This is a genomic window from Neisseria sp. P0008.S002 (assembly GCF_051962805.1).
Lineage (GTDB): Bacteria > Pseudomonadota > Gammaproteobacteria > Burkholderiales > Neisseriaceae > Neisseria > Neisseria perflava.
This window is the reverse complement of the sequence record NZ_JBQCUY010000005.1, coordinates 45,637-70,898: the sequence shown is the minus strand read 5'-3', so window position 1 is coordinate 70,898 and position 25,262 is coordinate 45,637. Positions and strand designations below refer to the sequence as shown.

Sequence of the window (25,262 nt, the reverse complement as noted above, 5' to 3'; positions counted from 1 at the left end):
ACAAATCATCATGCAACCCATCCAATACCAAACCGACCTCACCCCCTACAACACTTTCGGCCTTCGCGCCCAAGCCCAAGCCTTTATCGCACTCAAACACGCCGACGAGTTGCGCGACATCGTCCGGCTGCCCGAGTTCAACCGAAATACTGTTTTATGGCTCGGCGGCGGCAGCAATATCCTTTTGATGGAGGACTATGCCGGTCTGGTTGTGCATATGGAAAACAAGGGAATACGCGAAATTGAGCGTTCAGACGGCCTGGTTTATATCGAGGCTCAGGCTGGGGAAATTTGGCATGATTTTGTTTTGCACACGGTTGGGCTGGGTTTAAGCGGGCTGGAAAACCTCAGTCTGATTCCGGGCACGGTCGGCGCGTCTCCGGTACAAAATATCGGTGCATATGGTGTTGAAGCGAAAGATGTTATCCATAGCGTACGCTGCTTTGATTTGGATACGGAAACCTTTGTCGAGCTTTCCAATGCCGACTGTGACTTTGCCTATCGTGAAAGCCTATTCAAACAGGAAGGCAAAGGCCGTTATGTGATTGTTTCGGTTGTATTCGCGTTAAAAGAGCATTTTGTGCCGAACTTGGGCTATGGCGATTTGGCGGCAGCGGTTGCCGAACTAAGCCAAGACCGCGAGGCAACGGCTAAAGATGTTTCCGATGCAGTGTGTGCAATCCGCAACAGTAAACTGCCTAATCCTAACGTGCTTGGTAATGTCGGAAGTTTCTTTAAAAACCCTGTTGTCAGCGCTGAAAAAGCTGCCGATTTGTTGCAACAATACCCCAATATGCCACGCTATCCGCAGCCTGACGGTTCGGTCAAACTCGCGGCCGGCTGGCTGATTGACCAATGCCGTCTGAAAGGCCATCAGATCGGCGGGGCGGCTGTGCATGACAGACAGGCTTTGGTTTTGGTGAATAAAAACAATGCGTCCGCTCAAGATGTCCACCAGCTGGCACAATATGTTTGTAATACAGTATTTACTCAATTTCAGGTAGAATTACACGCAGAACCCAACTGGCTGCCGACTTCATACAGCCTATAAAACAAAGGAGTGTATTCCATGCCGCGCATTGCTAAAGTCAACACTTACACACGAATCATCAATGCCAGCCTCGCCTTGTTCAACGAAGAAGGCGAGCGCAATATTAGCACCAACCATATTGCCGCCCACTTAGGCATCAGCCCGGGCAACCTCTACTACCATTTCCGCAACAAAGACGAAATTATTGTCCAATTGTTCAAGCGTTACAGCGAAGCCCTGCTTGTCTACCTTAACGAAGCCGTATTGCCGTCTAATGTGGAAGACTCCATCAACTACATGGCCGGTATTTATGATGTGATGTGGGAATACCGTTTCCTTTTCAGCGATGTGAATACCCTGCTTGCCCGCAGTGCCGAATTATTGGGCGAGCACAATACCTTTACCCAAGCCAAAGTGTCCCCGCTGTTGGTCAACCTGCTGACCCAGCTCAACGGTCTGAACATCATCAGCGCAGACCAAACCGCCATGAACGACCTTGCCGTCAATATGTGGATGGTGACGAAATACTGGTTCGACTTCGACAGCTCCCTGCGCGGTCGAGCCAAGTTGACCGAGGATTCCAAAGTACGGGGCATCAGCCGCACACTCAGCCTGTTACGCCCCTACCTCCTGCCGGAACACCGTGCCGAATTCGACCAAAAAATCGGCAGCAACCATTAATTTTTCCATACAAAGGCCGTCTGAAAACGTGGCTTTAACCAAGTTAAAGCTATTTTCAGACGGCCTGTTAATTTTCGGATGCTTTATTTATGCACCTTCCCGATATTTCCATTCTCGGCTTAGGCTATCTCGGCCTGCCGCTGGCACAAAAATTTTATGAGCAAGGCAGTCAGGTAGCCGCCGTCAAACGCAACCTGACCTCCGACGACATCAATCTGCCAATTGAACTCGACATTATCGATTTAAACCAAAACGATATTTTTCACAGTTCGACCTTATGGCAAAACCATATCAACAAGCCGACATGGTTTTGCCTGCTTCCGCCTTCATCATTAAACCATTACGCCGATACCTTAAAAAAATGGATTCAACTTGCCGAGCAATCTAAGGTACAACACATCATCTTTACCAGCAGCACCAGCGTGTATGGCGACCAAGCACGCATATGCGATGAAAGCACGCCGCCCGATCCGCAAACCGAATCTGCCCGTCAAATCCTCGTAGTCGAGCAAGCCCTGCTTGAAAGCGCCGTCCCCCATATCGATATACTGCGACTGGGCGGGCTTTACTCTGCCGACCGTCATCCCGTTACCAAGCTGGTTCAGAAAACACGCATTCAAGGCGGCAATCAACCCGTCAATATTCTTCATAAGGATCTTGCCGTCCAAGTCCTTTTTCAAACGGCCTGCCAAGCTGACGGCAAGCGTATCCGCAATATTGTCGAACCCCGCCACCCAAGCCGGGCCGAATTTTATACTGCCGAAGCGACCAAACTCGGGCTACCGGCTCCTGATTTCATCGTTGATGACAAAAGCAACGGCAAAATTGTAAATACCGTTTGCGCAGACGGGCTAAGCCTGTAAAATTGCGACTCAACCCATTAATCCGTTTCAGACGGCATTTAGAGTAAACCATGTCCGCCCTATTTCCCCTTATCAACCACCTGATACAGCAAAATCCAGAGCAACAGCGCGAGCTGTCTGAATTTGCAGGCAGCATCATCTGCATCAGCCTGACCGGTTTCAGACTGACCGGACGCATCAGCGAACAAGGTTTTCTTGAAACCGCAAATGAAACCGCCGACACCAACATCACATTCCACAACAGCGCCATCCAAAAAATCCTCCAAGGCGGCCAGCCCGGCGTGGGCGACATCAGCCTCGAAGGCGACTTGGTCTTGGGCATGTCCGTCCTTCCTATTTTGGGTGGACTGCGCTATTATCCGAGCGAAGATTTGGCGCGTGTATTCGGTCATGTGGCCGCAGAAAGTATCAGCTCGCGCGCCGGCGACATCGGCCGCACCATGAAAAAAATCGGCAAAAGCATTGCCGAGCAAATCAGCGACTTTTCACGCGAACCCGAATCCCCTGTTATCGACCAAGCCACGCTTGCCGCATGGTTGGAAGAAGTGGACAAACTGCGTGACGACGTTGCCCGCCTAAACGAACGCCTCGATCGCCTCGAGCGCGATATCTGGATAGATTAGACACTTAATTTCAGACGGCCTACTATCATGAAAAGCCCATTTAAAAACATCGGTATCGTTACACGTCCCAATACGCCCGAAATTCAAGATACCGTCCACACATTGGTTTCTTTTCTGCGCGAAAACGGCTTCACCATCTATCTGGATGAATTGAGCGTAGAAGAACACTGCGTCTATATCCAAGATTCCGCCTACTGCGAAACCGTAAACAAAGCCCAACTGGGCAAATATTGCGACCTCGTCATTGTGCTCGGCGGCGACGGTACCTTCCTCTCCGCTGCCCGCGAAGTTGCTCCGCGCGCCGTTCCTATCATCGGCATCAATCAAGGCCACTTAGGCTTTCTCACCCAAATCTCACGCGACACCATGGTTGAGGGTATCCGCCCCGTACTGGAAGGCAAATATCTGCCCGAAGAGCGCATCCTCATTGAAGCCAGTATCATTCGTGACGGCGAAACCATCGAACGCGCCCTAGCCCTCAACGACACCGTACTGTCTCGTGGCGGTGCAGGCCAAATGATTGAATTTGAAGTATTTATCAATCAAGAATTTGTCTATACCCAACGTTCGGACGGCCTGATTATTTCCACGCCGACAGGTTCGACCGCTTATGCACTTGCCGCCGGCGGCCCCATCATGCAAGCCGGTCTGCACGCCTTCACGCTTGTGCCTATCTGTCCGCAATCCATGACCAACCGCCCGATTGCCATCTCCGACACCAGCGTAATCGAAATCCTCATTACCAAAAGCGGCGACGCACGCGCACATTTTGACGGACAATCCCATATCGACGTGCAAAACTTCGACCGCATCATCATTCGCCGCTATCACAATCCCTTGCGCGTCCTCCATCCCACCGATTACCAATACTTCAAAACCCTGCGCCAAAAGCTGCATTGGGGCGAACAATTGATTTAAACACCACTTCAATAAATAGGCTTACCATGAAAACCATTTCCCAAACCTTAATCATCGCGCTGTGCGCCCTTTCCTCCCTCTCCGTCTCCGCACACGGCATGCACAAAAGCAAACCCTTGTCCTTTGAAGAATTGCCGAAAATCTGCCAGCAATACTTTACCCGTGCGGATGCGTGTTACCAAAAAGCAGGCGATAAAGCATCGTTCCAACGTGACAACACAAAATACCTGCGCCAAATCCTGCCTGCTGCCGACGTAGGCCAACGTGAACGCATGTGCCAAATTGCCATGGATACATTCGCTGAAAAAACAAAAGGCTTAAATTGCGAATAAAGACCTTCCCCTTAGCTCTAGTAATTTTAATTTCATAAAAAGGCCGTCTGAAACATTAGATTGTTTCAGACGGCCTACTTACAAAAACCCTTTACTTTTTAAGAAGAGACCACAAAATCTACCGTATGCGCTTCACTGTAATCAGGGATTTCCAGCTTTTCTATCATGCGGTGCAACACATCATTCGGAACAGAATGTTCGCGGTTACGGTTTTGCGATAGTAATTGCGTGTAAGGCACTTCCAAATAAATGAGATGCACACGTGCGCCGTAATCGGCAAACATCGGCAGCCATTTACTGCGCAAGTCGCGGTTGAGATTGGTCGCATTGAAGACAAATGACGTACGGGCTCGCAGGTATTCTTTTGCCTGCTCTTTACCCAAACGCACTGCTTCGGCGGTATGTTTGGAATCTGCGGGATTGAGTTTACGCTCACGGCGAATCTCATCGAGCGACAGCATAGGTAAATGGGCAAGATGTTGCCTGATGTAGCTGTCTTTGCCGCTACCTGCTATGGCGCACATGGCGTACACCTCAAAGGTCTGATCATCAAATGGCTGATAATCCGGCATTTCGCTACGGCCGTTAAGATAGAGATAGCGTCCGTAATCGCTGGCGAACGTACGTGCCTTACCCCAACAAGCATTTTCTTCACAGAGTTCACGAAACAAATCAACGCGCAGCAAAATATCCTGTTGGTCGCAACATATACGACCCAGGACATCGGCTTTAGCCAGCATGGCAAGATGTGCAGTGTTAACCTGCAAACTGGCCGCTATGACAGCTCGATCAGGATTAGGCTTGTTAATTGCCCATAAAGGCAATCCGTGCAAGCGCACAAGTTTGGCGATTGCTTCTCTTACGGCAAATGGAGCGGCAAATTCGGTATACAGTAAAGTACGGGCAGTATGCTCGCCTTTTTTTGCGTGATGCGGCGAAACGATACGCTCTTTACCGTTTTCTATTTCACGCTTGGTCGTACTGCGTTTTTCCACATCATGCAGTATGGCGGCAGCAAACAGAATATGTTGCTCCTGTTCATCAAGCGCTTGAAACTCGGGCAGTTGTAAAAGGGCTTCGCACACCATTTTGGTATGCGTAAATACATCGCCTTCAGCATGCCACTCAGGGTCTTGCAGAACATCCTTCATATCGGCAAACCAGCTGAAACGACGTTCTAAGGCTTGCCAATCAGGAAGTTGACCGGGTATGTAATCTGGGAATGTCCACATAATTGTCTTTCTTATTATTGGATAATTGGACTTCAGGCCGTCTGAAACTGCCAGCTTTGCCAATGGTATTTGTCGTAATCGATAAGACGGGCAGGCTTCCAAGTTTTCGTCCAATGAACGTCGGTTTTAACGTGTTTGGCTCGCACCAATTTGAAAAGATTATCAAATTCATTGAATTGAACAGGCAGGTTGCCGTTGTTGGTGGCAAAATCAGCGGCGTTCCGGATAACGAAACCTTCACTGCATGCCGCTCCTGTTTTCGGATCGTAGCCGCCAAGCTTACCGGCAGTTTGTACGCTGTCTGTCCACGGCTCTCCCAAATTAGCGGCAAGCCATTGCGCTAAAGCAATATCTTCATTGGCGTATTTTTGAGTGGAATCTGCAAGCGGCTGGACAATTGGGATTTCTGGCACAGTCGGAAAATCAAACAGCTGCGCATAAAATTTAACCTCTTCCCATGAAAGCCAATGTCCGCCACGGCGGACGGCGAATAGATAAAAATAGCTTTCCAGTTGAGAATAGGCAATCGAATGAATGCCGTACATATTCTCGCCAAAAAGTTCGAGATCGCCCAAATCATCTTTGATTTGCTGCCATCGTTGCAGCAAAGGTTTATCCCACGGATGCTGGGTAGGTGCAGCATGACTACGGGCATAGAGGCCGTGCGCGGCAAAGCAGTTGTTTTGCCCATCTAATTTTTCGGTTAAAACCAATTTCGGCAGCGAGGCAAAATATGAAAGAAAGCCGCGCGGCATAAAGCGGTCGTCTGAAGTCGTGCCGAGGCTGATGGGCGCGTGCAGGCTGCGGGCGTATTTTTGAGGTTCAGTTGTCGTCATAATATTTTTTCCTTTTTATTCATTTTTTAATTTTCTTTTCAAGTGTTCCCAGCAACCCGTTACATTTTTCCCACCATATTTCCTTGTTTGGAAACCAAAAGCTGGTCGATTTTCAAATTTTCAGTATCGATAATTTCAAACTTATAACCGGCATAAACCAGAAAATCTGTACGTTTCGGGATTTTGCGCAGGGAATACATCATAAAGCCGGCGATGGTTTCGTAGTTTTCCGAATCGGGAAACTCTTCGATATCCAACGCACGCATGACATCGGCGAGCGGGGTCGCGCCGTCCACCAACCATGTGTCTTCGGTACGGCGGATGATTTGCGGCTCTTCTTCGGTATTGACCAGCTCGCCCATCACAATGCTCATCACATCTTTCAGCGTTACCACGCCAACCACCAGCGCGTATTCGTTCACTACGACGGCAAAGTCTTCGCCAGAAGTCTTGAAGGTTTCCAAGACATCGTAAAGCGACAGCGTATCGGGGATAAACAAGGCTTTACGCAACACGCGCTTGTCGGTCAGCCGGACATCTTTTTCTCTTAAAAATAAGGTCAGCAACGTATGCGATTCGATATAGCCGATAACGCGTTCCAAATCGCCGTCGCACACAAGGAATTTGTTGTGCGGTTTGTCCGACATCATTTCCAACACGGTATCGCTGTTGTCGTTTTTATCAAAATAGACAATGTATTCGCGCGTGCTCATGGTGGAAGTTACCTTGCGCTCTTGCATATCGAAAATGTTTTCAATCAGATAGTGTTCTTGTTCTTTCAACACACCAGCCTGCGCACCGGCATCGACGACGGCGTAAATGTCTTCCGAAGTCAGTTGTTCCTGACGGACGGTGGAAATTTTGAAGAGCTTGAATATTGCGTTTGCCAATCCGTCAAAAATCAAAATAAACGGCTTTAAGATAAAAATCAAAAACATCATCGGACGCACAATGCGTACCGCCACCGCTTCGGGATGGGTCATTGCCATACGCTTGGGCATCAGGTCGGCAATTAAAATAAAGCTGCCTGTAACCAGCGAGAATGTCAGCAAAGAGGCAACTGTGCTGCCCCAACTACCTGCGTTCTCCAATAGTTTGCCAAAATACGGACGTATTGCTGCCTCGCCGACAATACCGGCAAGAATGGCGACGGCGTTCAAACCGATTTGGACAACGGTAATAAAACTGCCCGGCTGCTGCTGCATATTGATTACGTCAAGCGCACGCGTATCGCCGCCGTCTTTCGCCATGACCTGCAATTTGATTTTGCGTGCCGAAGCCAGCGCAAGTTCGGAACAGGATACAAACGCGCTAATGACAATCAGCAGGCACAATAATAGTAAGGCTTCAAAAATATTCATGAAAAAGTGTGTGTGTATGGTATAGGTTAAAAATATTCAAACAGCAAAGGCCGTCTGAAAAATTCAATTTGATCTTAGATTTGTATTATGTACATTTATTGTTTTAATCATCCAGTGCATCTTCATCCAAGGATTTCAACCATTTCAGCTTTTCGCCAATTTTGATTTCCAATCCACGAGGGACAGGTTGATAGAAATCGGGTTCATCCAAGCCGTCGGGCATATAGCTTTCGCCAGCGGCGTAGGCATTAGGTTCGTCATGGGCATAGCGGTATTCGCGTCCATAACCCAATTCTTTCATCAGTTTGGTCGGCGCATTGCGCAGATGGACAGGCACTTCGTCGCTGGCATTTTCTTTGACGAAACGGCGCATTTGGTTGTATGCCTTGTAGCCCGCGTTGGATTTCGCGGCGGCGGCGAGATACAACACGGCTTGCGCCAGTGCGAGCTCCCCTTCGGGCGAGCCTAAGCGCTCATAAGTAGCGGCGGCATCATTGGCAATCGTTAAGGCACGCGGATCGGCCAAGCCGATGTCTTCCCATGCCATGCGGACAATGCGGCGGGCAAGATAGCGCGGGTCGGTACCGCCGTCGAGCATACGGCAGAACCAATACAAGGCCGCGTTAGGATGCGAACCGCGCACGGATTTGTGCAGCGCGGAAATCTGATTGTAGAAACTCTCGCCACCCTTATCAAAACGACGGATTTGCGCACCCAAACTGTCGGCAAGAAATTCGGCGGTCAGGGTTTTCAGACGACGTGTATTAGCAGCGCGTAAAAGCTGCTCGATCAAGTTCAACAATCTGCGCGCATCGCCATCGGCGGTATTCACAAGCAATTCTTGCGCATCTGCTTCAATCGTGAAATCTTGGTATTCAGGCAAAGCCAATACTTTGGTAATCAGCTTCTTCAGGTCGTCTGAAGACAAGGATTGCAAGACATACACCTGCGCCCTGCTAAGTAAAGCCGGATTGACTTCAAATGACGGATTTTCCGTGGTGGCGCCGATAAAGGTTAATAAGCCGCTTTCGACATAAGGCAAAAATGCGTCCTGCTGCGCTTTGTTGAAGCGGTGTACCTCGTCAACAAACAAAATTGTCGCGCGCCCTTGCTGCAAGGCAATTTCAGCTTTCTCGATTGCCTCGCGTATGTCTTTCACGCCGGAAAATACGGCGGAAACCGGCAGAAACTGGGCATTGAAACTCTGCGCCAAAATCCGTGCCAGCGTGGTTTTGCCTACACCCGGCGGCCCCCATAGCAACATAGAATGCGGCTTCCCGCCTTCCACCGCCACGCGCAAAGGTTTACCTTCGCCGATTAAGTGCTGCTGCCCGATGACATCATCTAAAGAATGCGGGCGCAAGCGTTCGGCTAAAGGGGCTTCGGGTTGGCGGGCGAAAAGGTCGGACATAGCGGCTTTCGTGCTGATTGATTAAAAAGAAAACTCGCTAGCATTATACGGCAGTTTCGCAAACTCACATATCGGGCCGCATTACGGTATAATACATGCTATTTTGAGAACTCTTCGGGCGTTTCAGACGGCCTTGCTAACAGGAAACATCATGACTTCAAAAACTCTTTTGGCAGCTGTTACATCAGCTTTCTTATTGGGTGCATGCGCTACCGGCGGCGAATCTTTCGGCGGCTTGGGCAGCGGTACAGGTATCGGCAGCAGCGTAGTGAAAATGGCGGTAGACAGCCAATGCCGTACCGAATTGAACAAACGTAACGAATGGCGTGTCATTGCTTTGGCCATGAGTGCGGAAAAACAAGCCGAATGGGAAAATAAAATCTGCGGCTGCGCCAGCGAAGAAGCACCAAACCAATTGACTGCAACCGAAATGATGCAAGTCTTGAGCCCGGCAACCCGCGATCAGGCCATTGCGTCCGTTACTGCGAAAACGGTTACCGCCTGCTTCAAACGACTCTACAAATAATCGTTCAGACGGCCTTTTTTAATATCGAGGCCGTCTGAATTCGTTTTGACTTTCTATTTGAATTTTAAATACATAGAGAAGAAACCATGAAATACATCAGCACCCGCGGTGCGACCGCACGCAAGCAATTCAGCGAAGTTTTATTGATGGGTTTGGCTCCTGACGGCGGTTTGATGCTGCCTGAGCAATACCCTCAAATCGACCGTGCTACTTTAGACCAATGGCGCACACTCAGCTATCCTGAGCTGGCGTTTGAAGTTATGAGCCTGTTTGCTACCGACATCCCTGCTGATGATTTACGCGACATCATCAACCGTACCTACACCGAAGAAGTATTCGGTACCAAAGCCATCACTCCGGTGCGCACACTTTCAGACGGCATCAAAATCCAAGCCCTCTCCAACGGCCCGACTTTGGCATTCAAAGACATGGCCATGCAATTCTTGGGCAATGCGTTTGAATATGTATTGAACAAAGAAGGCAAAGAACTCAATATCTTAGGCGCCACCAGTGGCGACACCGGCTCTGCCGCCGAATATGCCCTGCGCGGTAAAAAAGGCATCAATGTCTTCATGCTGTCTCCGGAAGGCAAAATGAGCGCATTCCAACGCGCGCAAATGTTCAGCTTGCAAGATGCCAACATCCACAATATCGCCGTTGAAGGTATGTTTGACGACTGCCAAGACATCGTCAAAGCCGTACAAAACGATGCCGAATTCAAAGCCAAATACCACATCGGCACAGTCAACTCCATCAACTGGGGCCGCATTGTCGCCCAAGTCGTGTACTACTTTGCCGGTTATTTCAACGCCACTTCGAGCAATGACGAAAAAGTCAGCTTCTGCGTACCAAGCGGCAACTTCGGTAATGTCTGCGCCGGTCATATCGCCCGTCAAATGGGCCTACCCATCCACCGCTTGATTGTCGCCACTAACGAAAACGACGTATTGGACGAATTTTTCAAAACCGGTGCATACCGCCCGCGCAACAGCGAACACACCCACGTTACTTCCAGCCCGTCTATGGATATTTCCAAAGCCTCCAACTTCGAGCGTTTTGTGTTTGACCTGATGGACCGCGATGCAGACGAAATCAAAACCTTATGGGCGGAAGTAGGTTCCGGCAAAGGTTTCAATTTGGAATTTGTCTTAAACAAAGTACATCAACAATATGGCTTTGTTTCCGGCAAATCGACCCATGCCAACCGCCTTGCCACCATCAAACAGGTTTACGAGCAAGACCGTGAATTGATTGATCCGCATACAGCTGATGGTGTCAAAGTAGCGCGTGAAGTCCGCGAAGCCGGCGAAACCATCGTCTGCCTCGAAACCGCACTGGCCGCCAAATTTGAAGCCACCATCCATGAGGCTGTCGGCGAAGTTTCCATCCCTCGTCCGGCCGCATTGGAAGGCTTGGAAAACCTGCCGCAACGTGTCCGTGTTGTCCCTAATAATGCAACAGCAGTGAAAGACATCATTAAGGAAGCCCTGGCTTAACCGGCCGTCCTTGACGACTGCACAGGCCGTCTGAAAAAGTTTCAGACGGCCGCAACCGATATTTGAGAAGTGGGTAACATTATTGCCAAACCCACCACGCCGCAGTCGTTCCTAATATAAAATCAAGGTGTTAAAACAATACCAACTCCTTTTGACTTTCAATTGCAAACATTGTAATGACAGATATTTTCGTTTAGAATTGCATGTTTGCTCTAAATTTGGATTGATATGCAGACAACACAAGCCACATCCAACTGGGAGCTATACAAGCGCTTGCTTGGATATTTGAAAAGCTATTGGAAGATGTTTATCGTCTCCGTAGTGGCCATGCTGATTGTCGCCGGTACGATGCCGGCTTTCGGTTACTTGCTCAAACCTTTGATCAATGAAGGTTTTGTCGATAAAAACATGAAAAGCATGTCATGGTTGCCGCTGGCAATTGTGGCGCTGTTTTTCGTTCGCGGCCTGTTTAACTTCATCAACGAATATTGCACGACGTATCTGTCCAGCCACTTGGTGCAGCGCTTGCGCGGTGAAATGTTCAACAAAATGATGCACCTGCCGACTTCGTATTTCAGCAGCAATACCGGCGGCCGTTTGATGTCTCGTATCTTGAACGACGTCAATCAAATTACCGATGCAGGGTTTAACGTCATTACCGTGATTGCTAAAGACGGCGTGAGCGTAGTCGGCCTATTGGGCTTGCTGACTTATCTGAACTGGCGTTTGACCCTGATTACTTTTATCATCTTGCCGGTTGTTGCTGTATGTATCCAAACAGTCAGCAAACGCCTGCGCAAACTGTCTGCCAACAACCAAATTTATCTTGGCCAGCTGATGCAGGTCTTGGGCGAAAGCATTAATGGTGAACGCGTTGTAAAAATCTACGGCGGTCAAGATTATGAAAACCGCCGCTTCGACCGTATTGCCAATGATGTTCGCCGCAACCTGCTCAAACAGGTTTCCGCCAGCTCTGCCGGTACCGGCATTACGCAATTAATGGCCTCGGTTGCTCTGGCTGCGATTATTTACGCAGCCGCACGCCAAGCAGGGCTTTCCGGCTTCAGCGCAGGCGATTTTATGTCGTTTTTGTCCAGTATGATCATGATGTTTGATCCCATCAAACGCATGACCGGCGTGATGCAATCCCTTCAACGCGGTTTGGCGGCGGCTGAAAGTGTCTTCACCTTTTTGGATCAACCCGAAGAGAGCAACGAAGGCAAACAAATCCTCAGCCCAAACCCTGGCGATATCGAATTTTGCGACGTTGTACACCGCTATCCTGAAGCCGAACGCAACAGCTTGAACCACATCAACCTGCTTGTACCGCAAGGCAAAGTGACCGCATTGGTCGGCGCATCAGGCTGCGGCAAAACCACCTTGGCCAATATGTTGCCGCGCTTCCTTAATCCGGATGAAGGTAAGGTTTTGATTAGCGGCATCAACATCAATGAATATACACTCGAAAGCCTACGCAGCCGCATGGCTTTCGTCGGCCAGAACGTTGTCCTGTTTAATGGTACGATTGCTGAAAACATTGCCTATGCTCAAGCCGGTAACTTCAGCGAAGAAGAAATTATCAATGCTGCAAAAGCCGCCAATGCTTGGGAATTTATCCAAAAAATGCCGCAAAGCCTGCACACTGAAGTTGGCGAAAACGGTTTAAAACTGTCTGGCGGCCAACGTCAACGCCTCGCCATTGCGCGTGCGCTTTTGAAAAATGCACCGATTTTGATTTTGGACGAAGCCACCAGTGCATTGGATAATGAATCCGAACGTTTGGTACAAACCGCATTGGAAAACCTGATGCAAAACCGTACCACATTAGTGATTGCCCACCGACTTTCGACCATCGAAAAAGCCGACAACATCGTTGTGATGCATGAAGGCAATGTAGTCGAACAAGGCACTCATCATGAATTGATCAACGCAGGCGGACGCTATTCCGACCTGCACAGCCTCAGCGAAAAATCAGCCAAACCGGCAAGTAAGTAGCTGAACAGCATATTCCATTCTTTTTATTAACCTTGGCCGCCCCGACCTATCCTTTTCAGACGGCCTTATCCGACAGGAAATATCAATGGCAGCATTCAACACCCAGAAAGTCTTGTCCGTACACCACTGGACCGACGCTTACTTCACTTTCACCTGCACCCGTGACGAATCTTTGCGCTTTGAAAACGGCCAGTTCGTCATGGTCGGCCTGATGGTTGACGGCAAACCGCTGATGCGCGCATACAGCGTGGCTTCTGCCAACTGGGAAGAGCATCTGGAATTTTTCAGCATTAAAGTACAAGACGGCCCATTGACCAGCCGCCTGCAACACCTTAAAGTCGGTGATGATGTCCTCATCAGTAAAAAACCGACCGGTACATTGGTTGCCGGCGACCTGAATCCGGGCAAACACCTCTACCTCTTGAGCACCGGTACCGGCATCGCACCTTTCTTGAGCATTACCAAAGACCCTGAAATTTACGAGCAATTCGAAAAAATCATCTTGGTTCACGGCGTACGCTACAAAAAAGACTTGGCATACTACGACCGCTTTACCAAAGAATTACCCGAACACGAATACCTGGGCGACTTGGTTAAAGAAAAATTGATTTACTATCCGATTGTTTCACGCGAAGACTATGTACACCATGGCCGTCTGACCGATTTAATGCGCAGCGGCAAACTCTTCGAAGACATCGGCCTGCCTAAAATCAATCCGCAAGACGACCGCGCCATGTTGTGCGGCAGCCCTGCTATGTTGAAAGACACCTGCAACGTCTTGGACGAATTCGGCCTGACCGTTTCTCCGAAAACCGGTGTCCGCGGCGACTACCTGATTGAGCGCGCATTCGTCGATCAATAACGTATCCCCGGCAGCAGGCCGTCTGAAACCCTTCTTTCAGACGGCCTAAACCTTAATAATTTATCCCACATTATGCCTACTCTACTCATCATCCGTCCGTCCAACCGTCCACAGCAAGATATCCAAACCTGCCATGCAGCTGGTTGGCAGGCTCAAGTATTGAGTCCGATCGAAATAGAGGCAGACCGTTCGGCACTAAACAAACTTCCCGAACAATTTAAGCAAGCCGATGTCGTGTTTTGGGTCAGCCCCACCGCTATTGAAACCGCAGCGCCGCATCTGAACTTTTCAGACGGCCCTAAAGCACACATTACCGTCGGCCAAACCAGCCAACATACTTTGGCGCAATTCTCCCCCTATCCCGTATTCTCTCCCGAAGACGGCAACGACAGCGAAGCCGTCTTGAGAATGCCTATTTGGAAAAACCTGCCACCCAACGCCCGAGTTCTAATCATTCGAGGCCATGGAGGCCGTGATTTTTTAGCAGATAAACTGACCGAACTGGGTTTCCAAATCGACATCGCCGAAATCTATTTCAGACGGCCACACGCCATCGATTGGCAGAACTTTAAAACCGAAGACATCGCCGCCGCCTACGTCACATCCGGCGAGCTCGCGCGCGAATTTTTCCATCAGATTCCGCCGCAATTTTCCCGATTCTTCGAATCCTTGCTATACTTCACCCACCATCCGCGTATTGCCGATGCGCTTCGCATCGTCGGCGCCAAACATGTAGAAACCGTCACTTCTTTATCCGCTGCACTTTTATCCATGCCACAAAGGAGCCAAGCAGTGAACCCAGTCGAAGACAATAAAGATACCCAACAAGTTGCCAATACGGCAGCTCCGGCGCCTGAACGTTCTGAAAACACCAGGCCTTCTGAACAAATCAAACCTACCCAACCTCAGCGAGTGGAGGCGAGCATGACCGAGTCCAACAATCTCCCACAAAACAACGCCCCTGTTATCATCAAACAATCTGGCGGCAAAGCCTTGGCTGCAGGTGCAACCGTCTTGGCACTGCTTAGCTTGGGCGCGAGCGGATTCCTGTTTGTACAGGGTCAAAATGTTTTAAAAAACCAAGAGCTCGAATTCAACCAAAAAATCGACAAAGCCGCATTGGGCGAATCTGAAAACGCCAGCCTTTTAAAAGACAACCTCAACCGCCAAACCGCTATTCAGGCCGAGTTAGACCGCCTGAACAACGGTCAAAAAAACAATAGCGATCAAATCCTGCAAACGCAGAAAGCTTATCAAGAGTTACTCAAAGGTCGTATCAACTGGTTGGTCGACGAAGCCGAATCCATGTTGAACACTGCTTCGCAACAATTGATGCTGTCAGGCAACCTTCAAGGCGCGGTCAGCGTATTGGAACACATCGACAGCCGCTTAAGCCGTTTTGAACAGCCTGAGCTTATCCCCATCAAGCAAGCCATCAGCAATGATTTGGCCGCGCTGAAAAACCGTCCTTATGTCGATATTTCCGCCACTGCCTTGCGTATCGACCGTTTGGAAACCGGTATTTCAGGCCTGCCTTTGGTTTTGGACGGCGTATTGAAACCAGGTGCCGCGCCTGTCGAAGCCGCCAATTCAGGAACTTGGTGGGAAAACACATGGGAAAAATCCCTCAATGCCCTCAAAGGCTTGGTTGAAGTCCGTCATCTGGACAGCAACGACGCCATGTTGATTTCACCCGATCAAACCTACTTCATCCGTGAAAACCTGCGCCTGCGCCTTTTGGATGCGCGCATTGCCCTGTTGCAACACAACGGCGAAGTGTATCAAAGCGATTTGAACAACGTTGAAGCAACTGTAAAACAATACTTCGACAGCAAATCCCCTGCTACCCAGTCATGGTTGAAAGAGTTGGCCGAACTCAAAGCCCTTGATGTCCGCATGATCTCAGACGACAGCTTGAAAGCCAGCTTGAGCGCCGTTCGCGCTTATCAAGAAGGTTCGCGTACACAAATGACGACCGAAGAAGCTGCACAAACCCAAGCTACCGAGAAAACCGCTTCCGCTCCGGCTGCAGCTACCGAACAAGCCACAACTGCTGCACCCACTGCCGCTTCTGCACCTCAATCTCTGGAAGCACCTGCTTTGCCGTCTGAAAACAAAAAAGAACCGGCCGCCGAAGCTGCCAAACCACAAAACCAAACCAAGCCTGCTGCCAAAATTAAAGGAGAGCAAGCATGAAAACCGTCGTTTGGATTGTCATTCTGTTTGCAGCCGCCGTTGGTTTAGCGTTGGCTTCCGGCATTTATACAGGTAACGTGTATGTCGTGGTTGAGCAAACCATGCTACGTATCAATCTGCATGCCTTTGTTTTAGGCCTGCTATTGAGCGTATTCGTTTTGTATTTCCTGGTTAAATTCGTGTTCGGCCTCTTGAACCTTCCGGCGCGTATGCAACGCTTCGGCATTGCCCGCAAAGGCCGTCAGGCTTCTGCCTCTTTGAACAGCGCAGGTCTGGCATATTTTGAAGGTCGTTTTGAAAAAGCCGAACAAGAAGCTGCCAAAGTCTTGCAAAACAAAGAAGCCGGCGACAACCGCACCCTGGCTTTGATGTTGGGCGCGCACGCAGCCGACCAAATGGAAAACTTCGAATTGCGCGACCGCTACCTACACGAAATCGAACACCTGCCACAAAAACAACAGCTTTCCCGTCATCTTTTGCTGGCCGAATCTGCACTGAGCCGCCGCGATTATCCGACTGCCGCACAAAACCTTGAAGCCGCAGCAAAAATCAACGGCAACTTGAGCCGCTTGGTGCGTCTGCAATTACGTTATGCCTTTGATCACGGCGATGCTTCAGATGTCTTGGCAAAAGCGGAAAAACTGGTCAAAGCCGGCGCCATCAACGATTACGAAGCCGAACAGTATCAAAACTGGGCATATCGCCGCCTCTTGAGCGAAGTAACCGATGCAGGCCGTCTGAAAGCCTGTTTGAAACAGATTCCCGAAAGTGTGAAGTCTGGCGAATTGTGCGTCGCGATTGCCGAAAAATACGAGCGTTTGGGTTTGTATGCCGATGCAGTCAAATGGGTTAAAACCCATTATCTGCAAACCCGCCAGCCCGAGCTTTTGGAGGCATTTGTCGAATCCGTGCGTTTCCTAAGCGAGCGCGAGCAACAAAAAGCCATCGACTTAGCAGACTCTTGGTTACAGGAACAACCCGACAATGCACTGCTGTTGATGTATCTTGGCCAACTGGCCTACGGCCGAAAACTTTGGGGCAAAGCCCAGGGCTACCTCGAAGCCAGTATCGCCCTGCAACCCAGCGTATCCGCACATTTGGTCTTGGCTCGCGTGTTTGATGAAACCGATCAACCGCAAAAAGCGCAAGAACAACGCAATCTAGTTTTGGAAAGCGTGGCCGAAGAAGAACATCCGGCAGCCCTTCCTCAACCAAATTGATGTGCTGATTTCGCATTAAGCGACAATATGAAATCTACAACAAAACCAACCATTTAATCATTTCAGACAGCCTCTATACATATCTAAGGCCGTCTGAACTTTGTCCAACATACCAAATCAGAAAGCCTATTTATCATGACTGCTCTGAAAAACGACACTTTCCTCCGCGCCCTGCTCAAACAACCTGTCGAATACACTCCCATCTGGATGATGCGCCAAGCTGGACGCTATCTGCCTGAATACAAAGCCACACGCGCACGCGCAGGCAGCTTTCTCGATTTGTGCAAAAACACCGAGCTGGCAACCGAAGTTACCATCCAGCCTTTAGAACGTTTTGATCTGGACGCAGCAATTCTGTTTTCCGATATTCTGACCGTTCCCGATGCCATGGGTTTGGGCCTGTATTTTGCCGAAGGCGAAGGCCCGAAATTTGAACGCGCCTTGCAACACGAAGCCGACATTGCAAAACTGCAAGTTCCCGACATGGAAAAACTGCAATACGTCTTTGATGCCGTAACTTCCATCCGTAAAGCACTGGACGGCCGAGTTCCGCTCATCGGCTTCTCCGGCAGCCCGTTCACACTCGCCTGCTACATGGTTGAAGGCGGCAGCAGCAAAGAATTCCGCACCATTAAAACCATGATGTATTCGCGTCCTGATTTGCTGCATAAAATCCTCGACACCAATGCCCAAGCCGTTACCGCTTATCTCAACGCCCAAATCGATGCCGGCGCACAAGCCGTACAAATTTTCGACACTTGGGGCGGCGTGTTGAGCGATGCAGCGTTTAAAGAGTTTAGCCTGAAATACATCCGACAAATCGTTGCCGGACTCAAACGCGAAAGCGAAGGTCGCCGCGTGCCTGTTATCGTATTTGCCAAAGGCGGCGGCTTATGGCTGGAAAGCATGGCAGAAATCGGTGCAGATGCATTGGGCTTGGACTGGACATACAACATCGGCGAAGCACGCCGTCGCGTCGGCGAACAAGTTGCCCTGCAAGGCAACTTCGACCCGTTTGCCCTCTTCGGCACACCGGAATCTATCCGCACCGAAGTCGCACGCATCCTTGCCGACTACGGCAACGGCAGCGGCCATGTATTTAACCTCGGACACGGCATCAATCAACACGCCGACCCGGAACACGCCAAAATTTTGGTCGATACCGTACACGAACTGTCCCGTCAGTATCACCGTTAATGGAAACAACGCAAAGGCCGTCTGAAAACAAAAACACAATTATCGTGTAAATTTGTTTTCAGACGGTTTTTCTATATACTTAATATCTGAAGCTTATCAGCTGACACCTTCAAACTTAAAACACATCCACTCCCGCTACCGAATATGAATTTTTTAAAAGACATCACCTGGACCGAAATTTTCATCTTCGCCCACACCTGCGCCGCACTCGTCTGCATGCTGCGCGTGTTGTATAAACAAAAAAACATCGGCTCAACCTTCGCCTGGCTGATTATCCTATTCCTTTTCCCCGTATTCGGAACCATCGCCTACATCCTTATCGGCGAGCCTCGTCTCGGCACAGCCCGCGCCAAACGTACCGGCGAAATGAACCGCTTCTACCGCAACTTTGCCGCCACCCATCTAGCCGATATCTATCTCGACATTGCCGACCAAGTCAAATCACGTTACCACGGCATCAGTAAAGTTGCCGAAAAAGGAACGGGGCTGGGCGCAACCAAAGGCAACGCCATGAGCCTGCTCTCGACCACCGATGCAATCATCGACAGCATGCTTGCCGACATACGCGCCGCAGCCCATTCCTGCCTGTTGGCCTTTTACATTATCGAACCCAAAGGCCGCATCGAAGAAATTCTAAATGAAATCCTTGCCGCCAAAGCCAGAGGCGTAGACTGCTCCATATTGGCCGATGCCGTCGGCAGCAGGAGCTTTCTTGAAAGCGATTGGGTAGAGATACTGCGCCAAGCAGGCGTTGAAGTACATACCTCATTGCCTGTCGGCATTTGGCGTACGTTATTCACGCGCACCGACCTGCGCAACCACCGTAAAATCCTCGTTATCGACAGCAAAATCGGTTACACCGGCAGCTTCAACCTCGTCGATCCGCGCTACTTCAAACAAAACTCAGGCGTCGGCGAATGGATAGATGCCATGATGCGTTGCACAGGGCCTATGGTACTGGAGCTGTCAGCCGTCTTCTTCGCCGACCTTGCCGTCGAAACCGATAAAAACCTCCAAAACGTACAAACATACCTCAACCAAGCAAAAAACCTGCTGCCCCAAATCCTTCCCGAAAAAATGCAGCAAGGCAATATTGTTGCCCAAATCATTCCCTCCGCCCCCGAGCAAAGCAGCTTCGTCATCTACGAAACCATCATCAGCGCCATCTATGCCGCTACCAAACAAATCACAATTACCACCCCCTACTTCGTCCCTGACGAGCCGCTTCTCATGGCATTAACCGTCGCCGCCAAACGCGGCGTCAAAGTAACCCTGATACTGCCCGCCAAAGTCGATTCACTGATGGTACGCTACGCCTCACGCGCCTACTACCCTATGCTGCTGGAAGCCGGCGTCAAAATCGCCATGTTTGAAGGTGGTCTTCTACATGCCAAAACCATGACTATTGACGAAGACTACTCCCTCTTCGGTACGGTCAACATGGACATGCGCAGTTTCTTCCTCAACCTAGAAATCAGCCTCGCCATCTACGATCGCGACACCACCAAACAAATCTGCAACCTCCAACGTGACTACCTCAAAAACAGCAGCTACATTGCCATCAAATCATGGCAACAACGCTCCAAACTCCGCGGCCTCGTAGAAAATGCCGTCCGCCTGATGAGTCCTTTGCTGTAAAAAAGAAGTAGTGAGGCCGTCTGAAAGCACTGTTCAGACGGCCTTTTAAAACACCTATACACAATATTGATCATCGATAAATATTCAACTCATCCCTTTTCTTCAGTTTCAAAAAAGTAAGCCTCACTATATTTTCTCTTAAAATAGTTTTACAAAATTTAACCATAAATAAACCGATTGATATTTATAAAAATATTCAAACTACAAATCAAAATGAGACTAATATGTTCTTTTACATTTATTTGTAGTTTGATAATCATTATTAAAATAATTAGAATAAGCGGTCAATTTTTTATTCCTTGGGAAAAATCATGAATAAAACCTCTTTTCCTGTATTCCGCCTTAGTCTCATTACACTCGCACTATCAACAGGCTTCGCCCATGCCGAAAATACGCACCCCGCAGAAACTGCCGAACTGAATGAAATTAAGGTTACCGGTACCGCCGTACCGACCCGCGTTACCCGCAACCAGCTTGACCGCGAGACTTCGACCGATTTGAAACAAGTCATGAAAGACCAAATCGGTATGGATGTCGGCGGTGGCAACGGCGTGGCGCAGTTTTACAGCATCCGCGGCGTCGGCGAGGACAAAATTAATCTGGAAGTGGACGGCACCAGCCAATCCACCAAAATTTTCCACCACCAAAGCCGCTTCCAGCTTGACCCTGCTTTGGTGAAAAGCATCAACGTCGAAAAAGGCACGGGCGCGGCGAGCGCGGGCTTGGGCGCGGTCGGCGGTACCATCCGCGTGACGACGGTTGACGCGAAAGACCTGCTGACCGACGGCAAACCTTTCGGTTTCAAACTCGGCGCGGGCTTGAGCAGCAATAAAGGCTCAACCGGCAACGCGGCGGTTTACGGCTATCAAAACGGCTTCGATGCCCTGTTTGCAGGCAACTTCCTCAACAACCGCGACTACAAAGACGGCAACGGCAATGTCAACCACGGCAGTCGTCTGAAACAGCACAGCTACCTCGCCAAAATCGGCTACGACTTCAACGACGACCACGGCATCCGCCTGACCTACCGTCAGGAATACCAAAAAGGCAACCGCACCGATAAAGCCGAGTTCCAAAACGTTGACAGCTACGTCGGCGTGGACGGCACTTATCAAAAAGAGCAGACCTACAATCTGGAATACCGTGGCCGCAACGTCGGCTTCATCGACAAAATCGACGCCAATGTCTTCCAAATCAACACCGACGACACCAAACCGCCTAAAGGCGCTCCTTCTCCAAAAGCCCAAGCTTCCGGCACGGCGCAAGGCGGCGTTCCCATTGGCCAGCTTGAGTTAAGCAAAATCAAAGCAACCGGCGCGAATCTGAACCTCGCCAGCTCTTTCGGCGACGGACACATGGTGAAATACGGCGTCAACTACCGCCACGAAACCTCCGAGCCGTCCGACAAAGGCGCGTGGCTGAAGATTCTCGGCCTGTATGACCGCGACAAAGAGAAGAAATCCGAATACGGCGTGTACGCGGAAGGTATCTGGAACCTGCACCCCGTTACCCTGACCACCGGCCTGCGTTACGACCATTTCAAATACAACGCCGCCAGCAGACAAAGCGCGTCCCACGGCCAGCTCAACCCCAGCATCGGCGCGATTTGGGACATCAACGACAACTTCTCGCTCTTGGCAAACCTCAATCAGGCAAGCCGCGCGCCCCGCCTGAACGAAGCCCTGTTGGCTAACGAACGCGCAGGCGCCGCCGCCGATTTGGACAGCAACCTCAAAGCCGAAACCGCCCGCCGTGCCGAACTCGGCTTCAAATGGCGCAACGATAACTTCAACGTCAGCGGCAGCGTGTTCCACCAACGCATCAAAGACCTCATCGTCTACCGTTGGGCAAAAATCAACAACAACACCGCCTCCATCACCGAACGCGGCAAGATTTACAACGGCGGCACGCTCAAAACCTACGGCTACGAACTTGACGCATCCTACCGCTGGGGCGGTCTGACCGCGCGCGCCGGCGTGTCCTACGTCAAACCCCGTCTGAACGGCGAAATGTACTACGGCGAAAGCCCGATTCAAGCGGAAGACCACGAAAGCTCGTTCACCTTCTGGAACACCGGCCGCCAATGGCTGACCGGTCTGTCTTATCAGTTTGAAAACCCCAAACTCGAAATCGGCTGGCGCGGCCGCTACGCCCAAAGCGTGAAATACACCGACGTCGCCCGCGGACAAGGCACGATACACGGCAAGAAATCAGGCTACGGCGTACACGACATCTACGCCAACTGGCAGCCGCTGAAAAAAGACAACCTGAACGTCAACTTCGCCGTCAACAACATCGGCAACAAGCAATACCGTTCGCACAGCCAACGCTTCCCTGACGGCAACGGACGCATGCCCTTCTACGAACGCGGCCGCGAGTTTGCCTTGGGCGTGAACTATCGTTTCTGATGATACGAACGACGTTATAAAGAAACCAAAGGCCGTCTGAAATTCAGTTTTCAGACGGCCTTTTATAATTCGTAGACAATTTGATTTTAAAGTATCTCCTCTCCCTTTCTAGTTACACAACGGATTATCCAGTCTTCAAATCTTCTCCATTGGGCTTCTTTTCCAAATCGGTCATGATTTGATTCCTTCTGAAAACTGACTACCAATTCTTCCAATATAAATAAAATATTATATAGATCATCTCCAGTGCCGTCTGAAAATATAAGGCTGTATTTTTACATTTAACCATGACGTTGGAGTTTAAAAATACAATCCAAATATTCATTACACTTTTACTGTAAACCATTTGACAAAGTCATCTTTAAAGCTATAATATTTCTCATATATGATTTTTGTTATATATATTTATTGATAGACAATTCATTCTGAAACAAGGAGCAATAAAATGAAACGAAACTTGGGTACTTTGGATCGCGTAATCCGTATTGTTATCGGCGTAGCGCTGATTGCTGCAGCCGCTACCGGACAAATTGGCTGGTGGGGTTGGCTGGGCATCGTCCCTCTGGGCACAGCACTGATTGGCAACTGCGCACTGTACAGCTTATTGGGCATCAACACCTGCCGCATCAACAAAAAATAACGAAGACAAAACATGAGTACGGTCGGACAACTCCCGCGAATCACGCCTTCCGAAGCTACGGCAAAAATCCGTGAGGACGCGTTGGCAGTCGATATCCGAAGCCAAGCCGAATATCGGGGCGGGCATATTGGCGGTGCATTATCCCTTCCGCCTGAACAGCAGCGAGACAAACTGCCCGATGATACAGCCCCATGCCTGATTTTTTATTGCCTGAGCGGCAAACGTACAACACGGGCAGAAACAATATTGTCAGTGCTTGGCCAAGGTCGAGAATGCTATATTCTAGAAGGCGGCTTACAGGCATGGAAGGCTGCAGGGCTTCCTACTGTTGCCGACCGTGCCGCACCGGACATCATGCGGCAGGTGCAAACCATTGCGGGCAGTTTGATTCTGTTGGGCGTGCTGGCAGGTTGGCTGGTATCGCCTTGGTTTTATCTGATAGACGTAATGGTCGGTGCAGGCCTGTTAACGGCGGGGTTAACCGGATTCTGCGGCATGGCACGCCTGCTGGCCAAAATGCCATGGAATCATTAAGCAAAGGCCGTCTGAAAGTTGCTGCTAAGACTATTATGACTGATAATTCGACCTCCTCATTTGCCGACAAGCGTGAAAAATGACCACTGCCGACAATCAACCACCCTACGAAGAAGCCACCGCTTTTCTCAAACTACTGGCCAATCCCAACCGCCTCGCCGTATTGTGCAAACTACATGAAAGGCCGCACAATGTAACCGAGTTGGCTGAATCATCCGGACTGCCACAAGCGGCAATGTCCAGCCAATTAGCCCTACTGCGTGAAGCCGGTTTGGTATCGTTTGAAGTGAACCATCGGGAACGGCAATATTACATTGCCGACCCGAGGGTAACCAAGATGATACAGTTGCTGTATTCCTTTTTCTGCGCAGAAAAATCTTGAAATATTGCCGGAATAGGAAGGCCGTCTGAAAATTTTTCAGACGGCCTTTATTGTATTTATTTTCAGATGACCTTTTTATACTGCTTCTATATTTACACTTAAAGCTCGCGTGCGTACCGCACACACCCTGCCTACAGGTTTAATGCAGGCTATGGCTTGCTATCGTGTGCCACTTGAAATAAACAACGTAAATATGAGCGTGTGTTGTTTAATGTGGATTGTTAGGGACTAATCTGATTCCTGCTGCTTCCAATCTAATTTCAGGCCTTCCTGTCATAAAATCCCAATCTTTTGGCATGGTGGATTTGAGTTTTAAATTGAAGTCCATAAACTTTGCTTCTTCTTTCGTAATATGTGCCACCTTCCAATTTTTCTGTAATGCATGCGCCAATTCTTCTTGTGTATATTTTTGCTCCTTAATTAACTCTTCAAGCTTTTCAACTATATACGCACAAGGGACAACGTGCTCAATACGACCCTGAACCCCATCTAATAATTTTTCTGATTTCCCTAAAGAAATAAAATACTCTTGTGGGTGTAATAAAGAATCGAATATTCGGCTATGGTAACCTATTCGTACTCCTGTACTCTTTTCGTGTTCAACTAAATTTGTAATATGACGAACCAGCAATAAACAAGTTTGAAAAATTAGCTTATTTTTTTCATCTAGCATTTTATTGTCTCCAAATAATTGTTTGTCTGAATAAATTTAATCTAAATGTTAGATTGTAACCCGATATTATCGTTGAAATAACAATAAATTGCGATGACGGAGCGTTTAAGCAAGTCATAGCCTACATGAAGTCTATTTATAGTGAACGTTTGGGACGCACGCGGTTAAAAGATTTGACAAGATTAATTGCTTTTATATTCCATATCGT

At 49.4% G+C, this 25,262-nt stretch carries 23 protein-coding genes and 1 pseudogene; 19 read left to right on the top strand and 5 right to left on the bottom strand.

All coding sequences use genetic code 11. The features are described from left to right. Positions 1-10 precede the first annotated feature (10 nt). The 6 genes from murB to ACTHSA_RS06810 all read left to right on the top strand — a co-directional run bounded on the left by murB (position 11) and on the right by ACTHSA_RS06810 (position 4,447). On the top strand, positions 11-1,051 hold the full coding sequence (gene murB, locus ACTHSA_RS06835; protein WP_004519964.1) for a UDP-N-acetylmuramate dehydrogenase: 1,041 nt from the start codon (positions 11-13) through the stop codon (positions 1,049-1,051). An 18-nt stretch (positions 1,052-1,069) separates the two neighbouring features. Beyond that, entirely contained in the window at positions 1,070-1,711 is a 642-nt protein-coding gene (locus ACTHSA_RS06830; protein WP_004519965.1) for a TetR/AcrR family transcriptional regulator, read from the top strand. 89 nt (positions 1,712-1,800) lie between these two features. Next, positions 1,801-2,574 carry an SDR family NAD(P)-dependent oxidoreductase gene (locus ACTHSA_RS06825; RefSeq protein WP_440367657.1) on the top strand — a complete coding sequence of 258 codons (774 nt, stop codon included), beginning with the start codon at positions 1,801-1,803 and terminating at the stop codon, positions 2,572-2,574. A gap of 50 nt (positions 2,575-2,624) precedes the next feature. After that, entirely contained in the window at positions 2,625-3,197 is a 573-nt protein-coding gene (locus ACTHSA_RS06820) for a ubiquinone biosynthesis accessory factor UbiJ (RefSeq protein WP_004519967.1), read from the top strand. A 27-nt stretch (positions 3,198-3,224) separates the two neighbouring features. Then, the gene (locus ACTHSA_RS06815) at positions 3,225-4,115 is read left to right on the top strand and encodes an NAD(+) kinase (RefSeq protein WP_036491160.1); all 891 of its coding nucleotides are present in this window, start codon (positions 3,225-3,227) and stop codon (positions 4,113-4,115) included. Positions 4,116-4,141: 26 nt separating this feature from the next. After that, a complete protein-coding gene (locus ACTHSA_RS06810; protein WP_003746349.1) occupies positions 4,142-4,447 on the top strand; it encodes a hypothetical protein in 306 nt (101 codons plus the stop codon). A gap of 98 nt (positions 4,448-4,545) precedes the next feature. Here the strand turns inward: ACTHSA_RS06810 and ACTHSA_RS06805 are convergent, their stop codons facing one another. From ACTHSA_RS06805 to ACTHSA_RS06790, 4 genes are all read right to left on the bottom strand, one after another. Next, positions 4,546-5,679, bottom strand: coding sequence for an AAA family ATPase (locus ACTHSA_RS06805; protein ID WP_004519969.1), 1,134 nt, complete (start codon positions 5,677-5,679; stop codon positions 4,546-4,548). Between the two features lie 32 nt (positions 5,680-5,711). Then, positions 5,712-6,515 carry an RNA ligase family protein gene (locus ACTHSA_RS06800; protein WP_004519970.1) on the bottom strand — a complete coding sequence of 268 codons (804 nt, stop codon included), beginning with the start codon at positions 6,513-6,515 and terminating at the stop codon, positions 5,712-5,714. A 59-nt stretch (positions 6,516-6,574) separates the two neighbouring features. Then, positions 6,575-7,876, bottom strand: a complete 1,302-nt coding sequence (locus tag ACTHSA_RS06795) for a hemolysin family protein (RefSeq protein WP_049336803.1) — start codon at positions 7,874-7,876, stop codon at positions 6,575-6,577. A gap of 103 nt (positions 7,877-7,979) precedes the next feature. After that, positions 7,980-9,287 (bottom strand): replication-associated recombination protein A, encoded by a 1,308-nt coding sequence (locus tag ACTHSA_RS06790; RefSeq protein WP_049336804.1) that lies wholly within the window; start codon positions 9,285-9,287, stop codon positions 7,980-7,982. Between the two features lie 151 nt (positions 9,288-9,438). On the opposite strand from ACTHSA_RS06790, the gene ACTHSA_RS06785 reads away from it, so the two are divergent. The 13 genes and pseudogenes from ACTHSA_RS06785 (at position 9,439) to ACTHSA_RS06725 (ending at position 24,381) form a co-directional block, all read left to right on the top strand. Then, the gene (locus ACTHSA_RS06785; RefSeq protein ID WP_004519975.1) at positions 9,439-9,813 is read left to right on the top strand and encodes a hypothetical protein; all 375 of its coding nucleotides are present in this window, start codon (positions 9,439-9,441) and stop codon (positions 9,811-9,813) included. Positions 9,814-9,899: 86 nt separating this feature from the next. Further along, entirely contained in the window at positions 9,900-11,309 is a 1,410-nt protein-coding gene (gene thrC / locus ACTHSA_RS06780; protein ID WP_004519976.1) for a threonine synthase, read from the top strand. 228 nt (positions 11,310-11,537) lie between these two features. Then, positions 11,538-13,304, top strand: coding sequence for a lipid A export permease/ATP-binding protein MsbA (msbA, locus tag ACTHSA_RS06775; protein ID WP_004519977.1), 1,767 nt, complete (start codon positions 11,538-11,540; stop codon positions 13,302-13,304). 85 nt (positions 13,305-13,389) lie between these two features. Beyond that, the gene (locus ACTHSA_RS06770; RefSeq protein WP_003746329.1) at positions 13,390-14,166 is read left to right on the top strand and encodes a ferredoxin--NADP reductase; all 777 of its coding nucleotides are present in this window, start codon (positions 13,390-13,392) and stop codon (positions 14,164-14,166) included. A 72-nt stretch (positions 14,167-14,238) separates the two neighbouring features. Then, positions 14,239-14,877, top strand: a pseudogene (locus ACTHSA_RS06765) (uroporphyrinogen-III synthase); the annotation flags it as partial. Between the two features lie 213 nt (positions 14,878-15,090). Next, positions 15,091-16,362, top strand: a complete 1,272-nt coding sequence (locus ACTHSA_RS06760) for a uroporphyrinogen-III C-methyltransferase (RefSeq protein WP_224783372.1) — start codon at positions 15,091-15,093, stop codon at positions 16,360-16,362. Then, positions 16,359-17,582 carry a heme biosynthesis protein HemY gene (locus tag ACTHSA_RS06755; protein WP_070695663.1) on the top strand — a complete coding sequence of 408 codons (1,224 nt, stop codon included), beginning with the start codon at positions 16,359-16,361 and terminating at the stop codon, positions 17,580-17,582. The genes ACTHSA_RS06760 and ACTHSA_RS06755 overlap by 4 nt, the downstream gene beginning before the upstream one ends. A gap of 135 nt (positions 17,583-17,717) precedes the next feature. Further along, a complete protein-coding gene (gene hemE, locus ACTHSA_RS06750; protein WP_070504695.1) occupies positions 17,718-18,779 on the top strand; it encodes a uroporphyrinogen decarboxylase in 1,062 nt (353 codons plus the stop codon). Between the two features lie 144 nt (positions 18,780-18,923). After that, on the top strand, positions 18,924-20,417 hold the full coding sequence (gene cls / locus ACTHSA_RS06745) for a cardiolipin synthase (protein WP_070504698.1): 1,494 nt from the start codon (positions 18,924-18,926) through the stop codon (positions 20,415-20,417). A gap of 311 nt (positions 20,418-20,728) precedes the next feature. Beyond that, positions 20,729-22,825 (top strand): TonB-dependent receptor plug domain-containing protein, encoded by a 2,097-nt coding sequence (locus ACTHSA_RS06740; RefSeq protein ID WP_049344199.1) that lies wholly within the window; start codon positions 20,729-20,731, stop codon positions 22,823-22,825. A gap of 445 nt (positions 22,826-23,270) precedes the next feature. Beyond that, on the top strand, positions 23,271-23,465 hold the full coding sequence (locus ACTHSA_RS06735) for a YgaP family membrane protein (RefSeq protein WP_003746314.1): 195 nt from the start codon (positions 23,271-23,273) through the stop codon (positions 23,463-23,465). Positions 23,466-23,477: 12 nt separating this feature from the next. After that, on the top strand, positions 23,478-23,999 hold the full coding sequence (locus ACTHSA_RS06730; RefSeq protein WP_049336809.1) for a rhodanese-like domain-containing protein: 522 nt from the start codon (positions 23,478-23,480) through the stop codon (positions 23,997-23,999). A gap of 79 nt (positions 24,000-24,078) precedes the next feature. Further along, positions 24,079-24,381, top strand: a complete 303-nt coding sequence (locus ACTHSA_RS06725) for an ArsR/SmtB family transcription factor (RefSeq protein ID WP_049336810.1) — start codon at positions 24,079-24,081, stop codon at positions 24,379-24,381. Between the two features lie 208 nt (positions 24,382-24,589). On the opposite strand, the gene ACTHSA_RS06720 is transcribed toward ACTHSA_RS06725, so the two are convergent. Next, positions 24,590-25,054, bottom strand: a complete 465-nt coding sequence (locus ACTHSA_RS06720) for a hypothetical protein (RefSeq protein WP_049336811.1) — start codon at positions 25,052-25,054, stop codon at positions 24,590-24,592. Between the last annotated feature and the right edge of the window lie 208 nt (positions 25,055-25,262).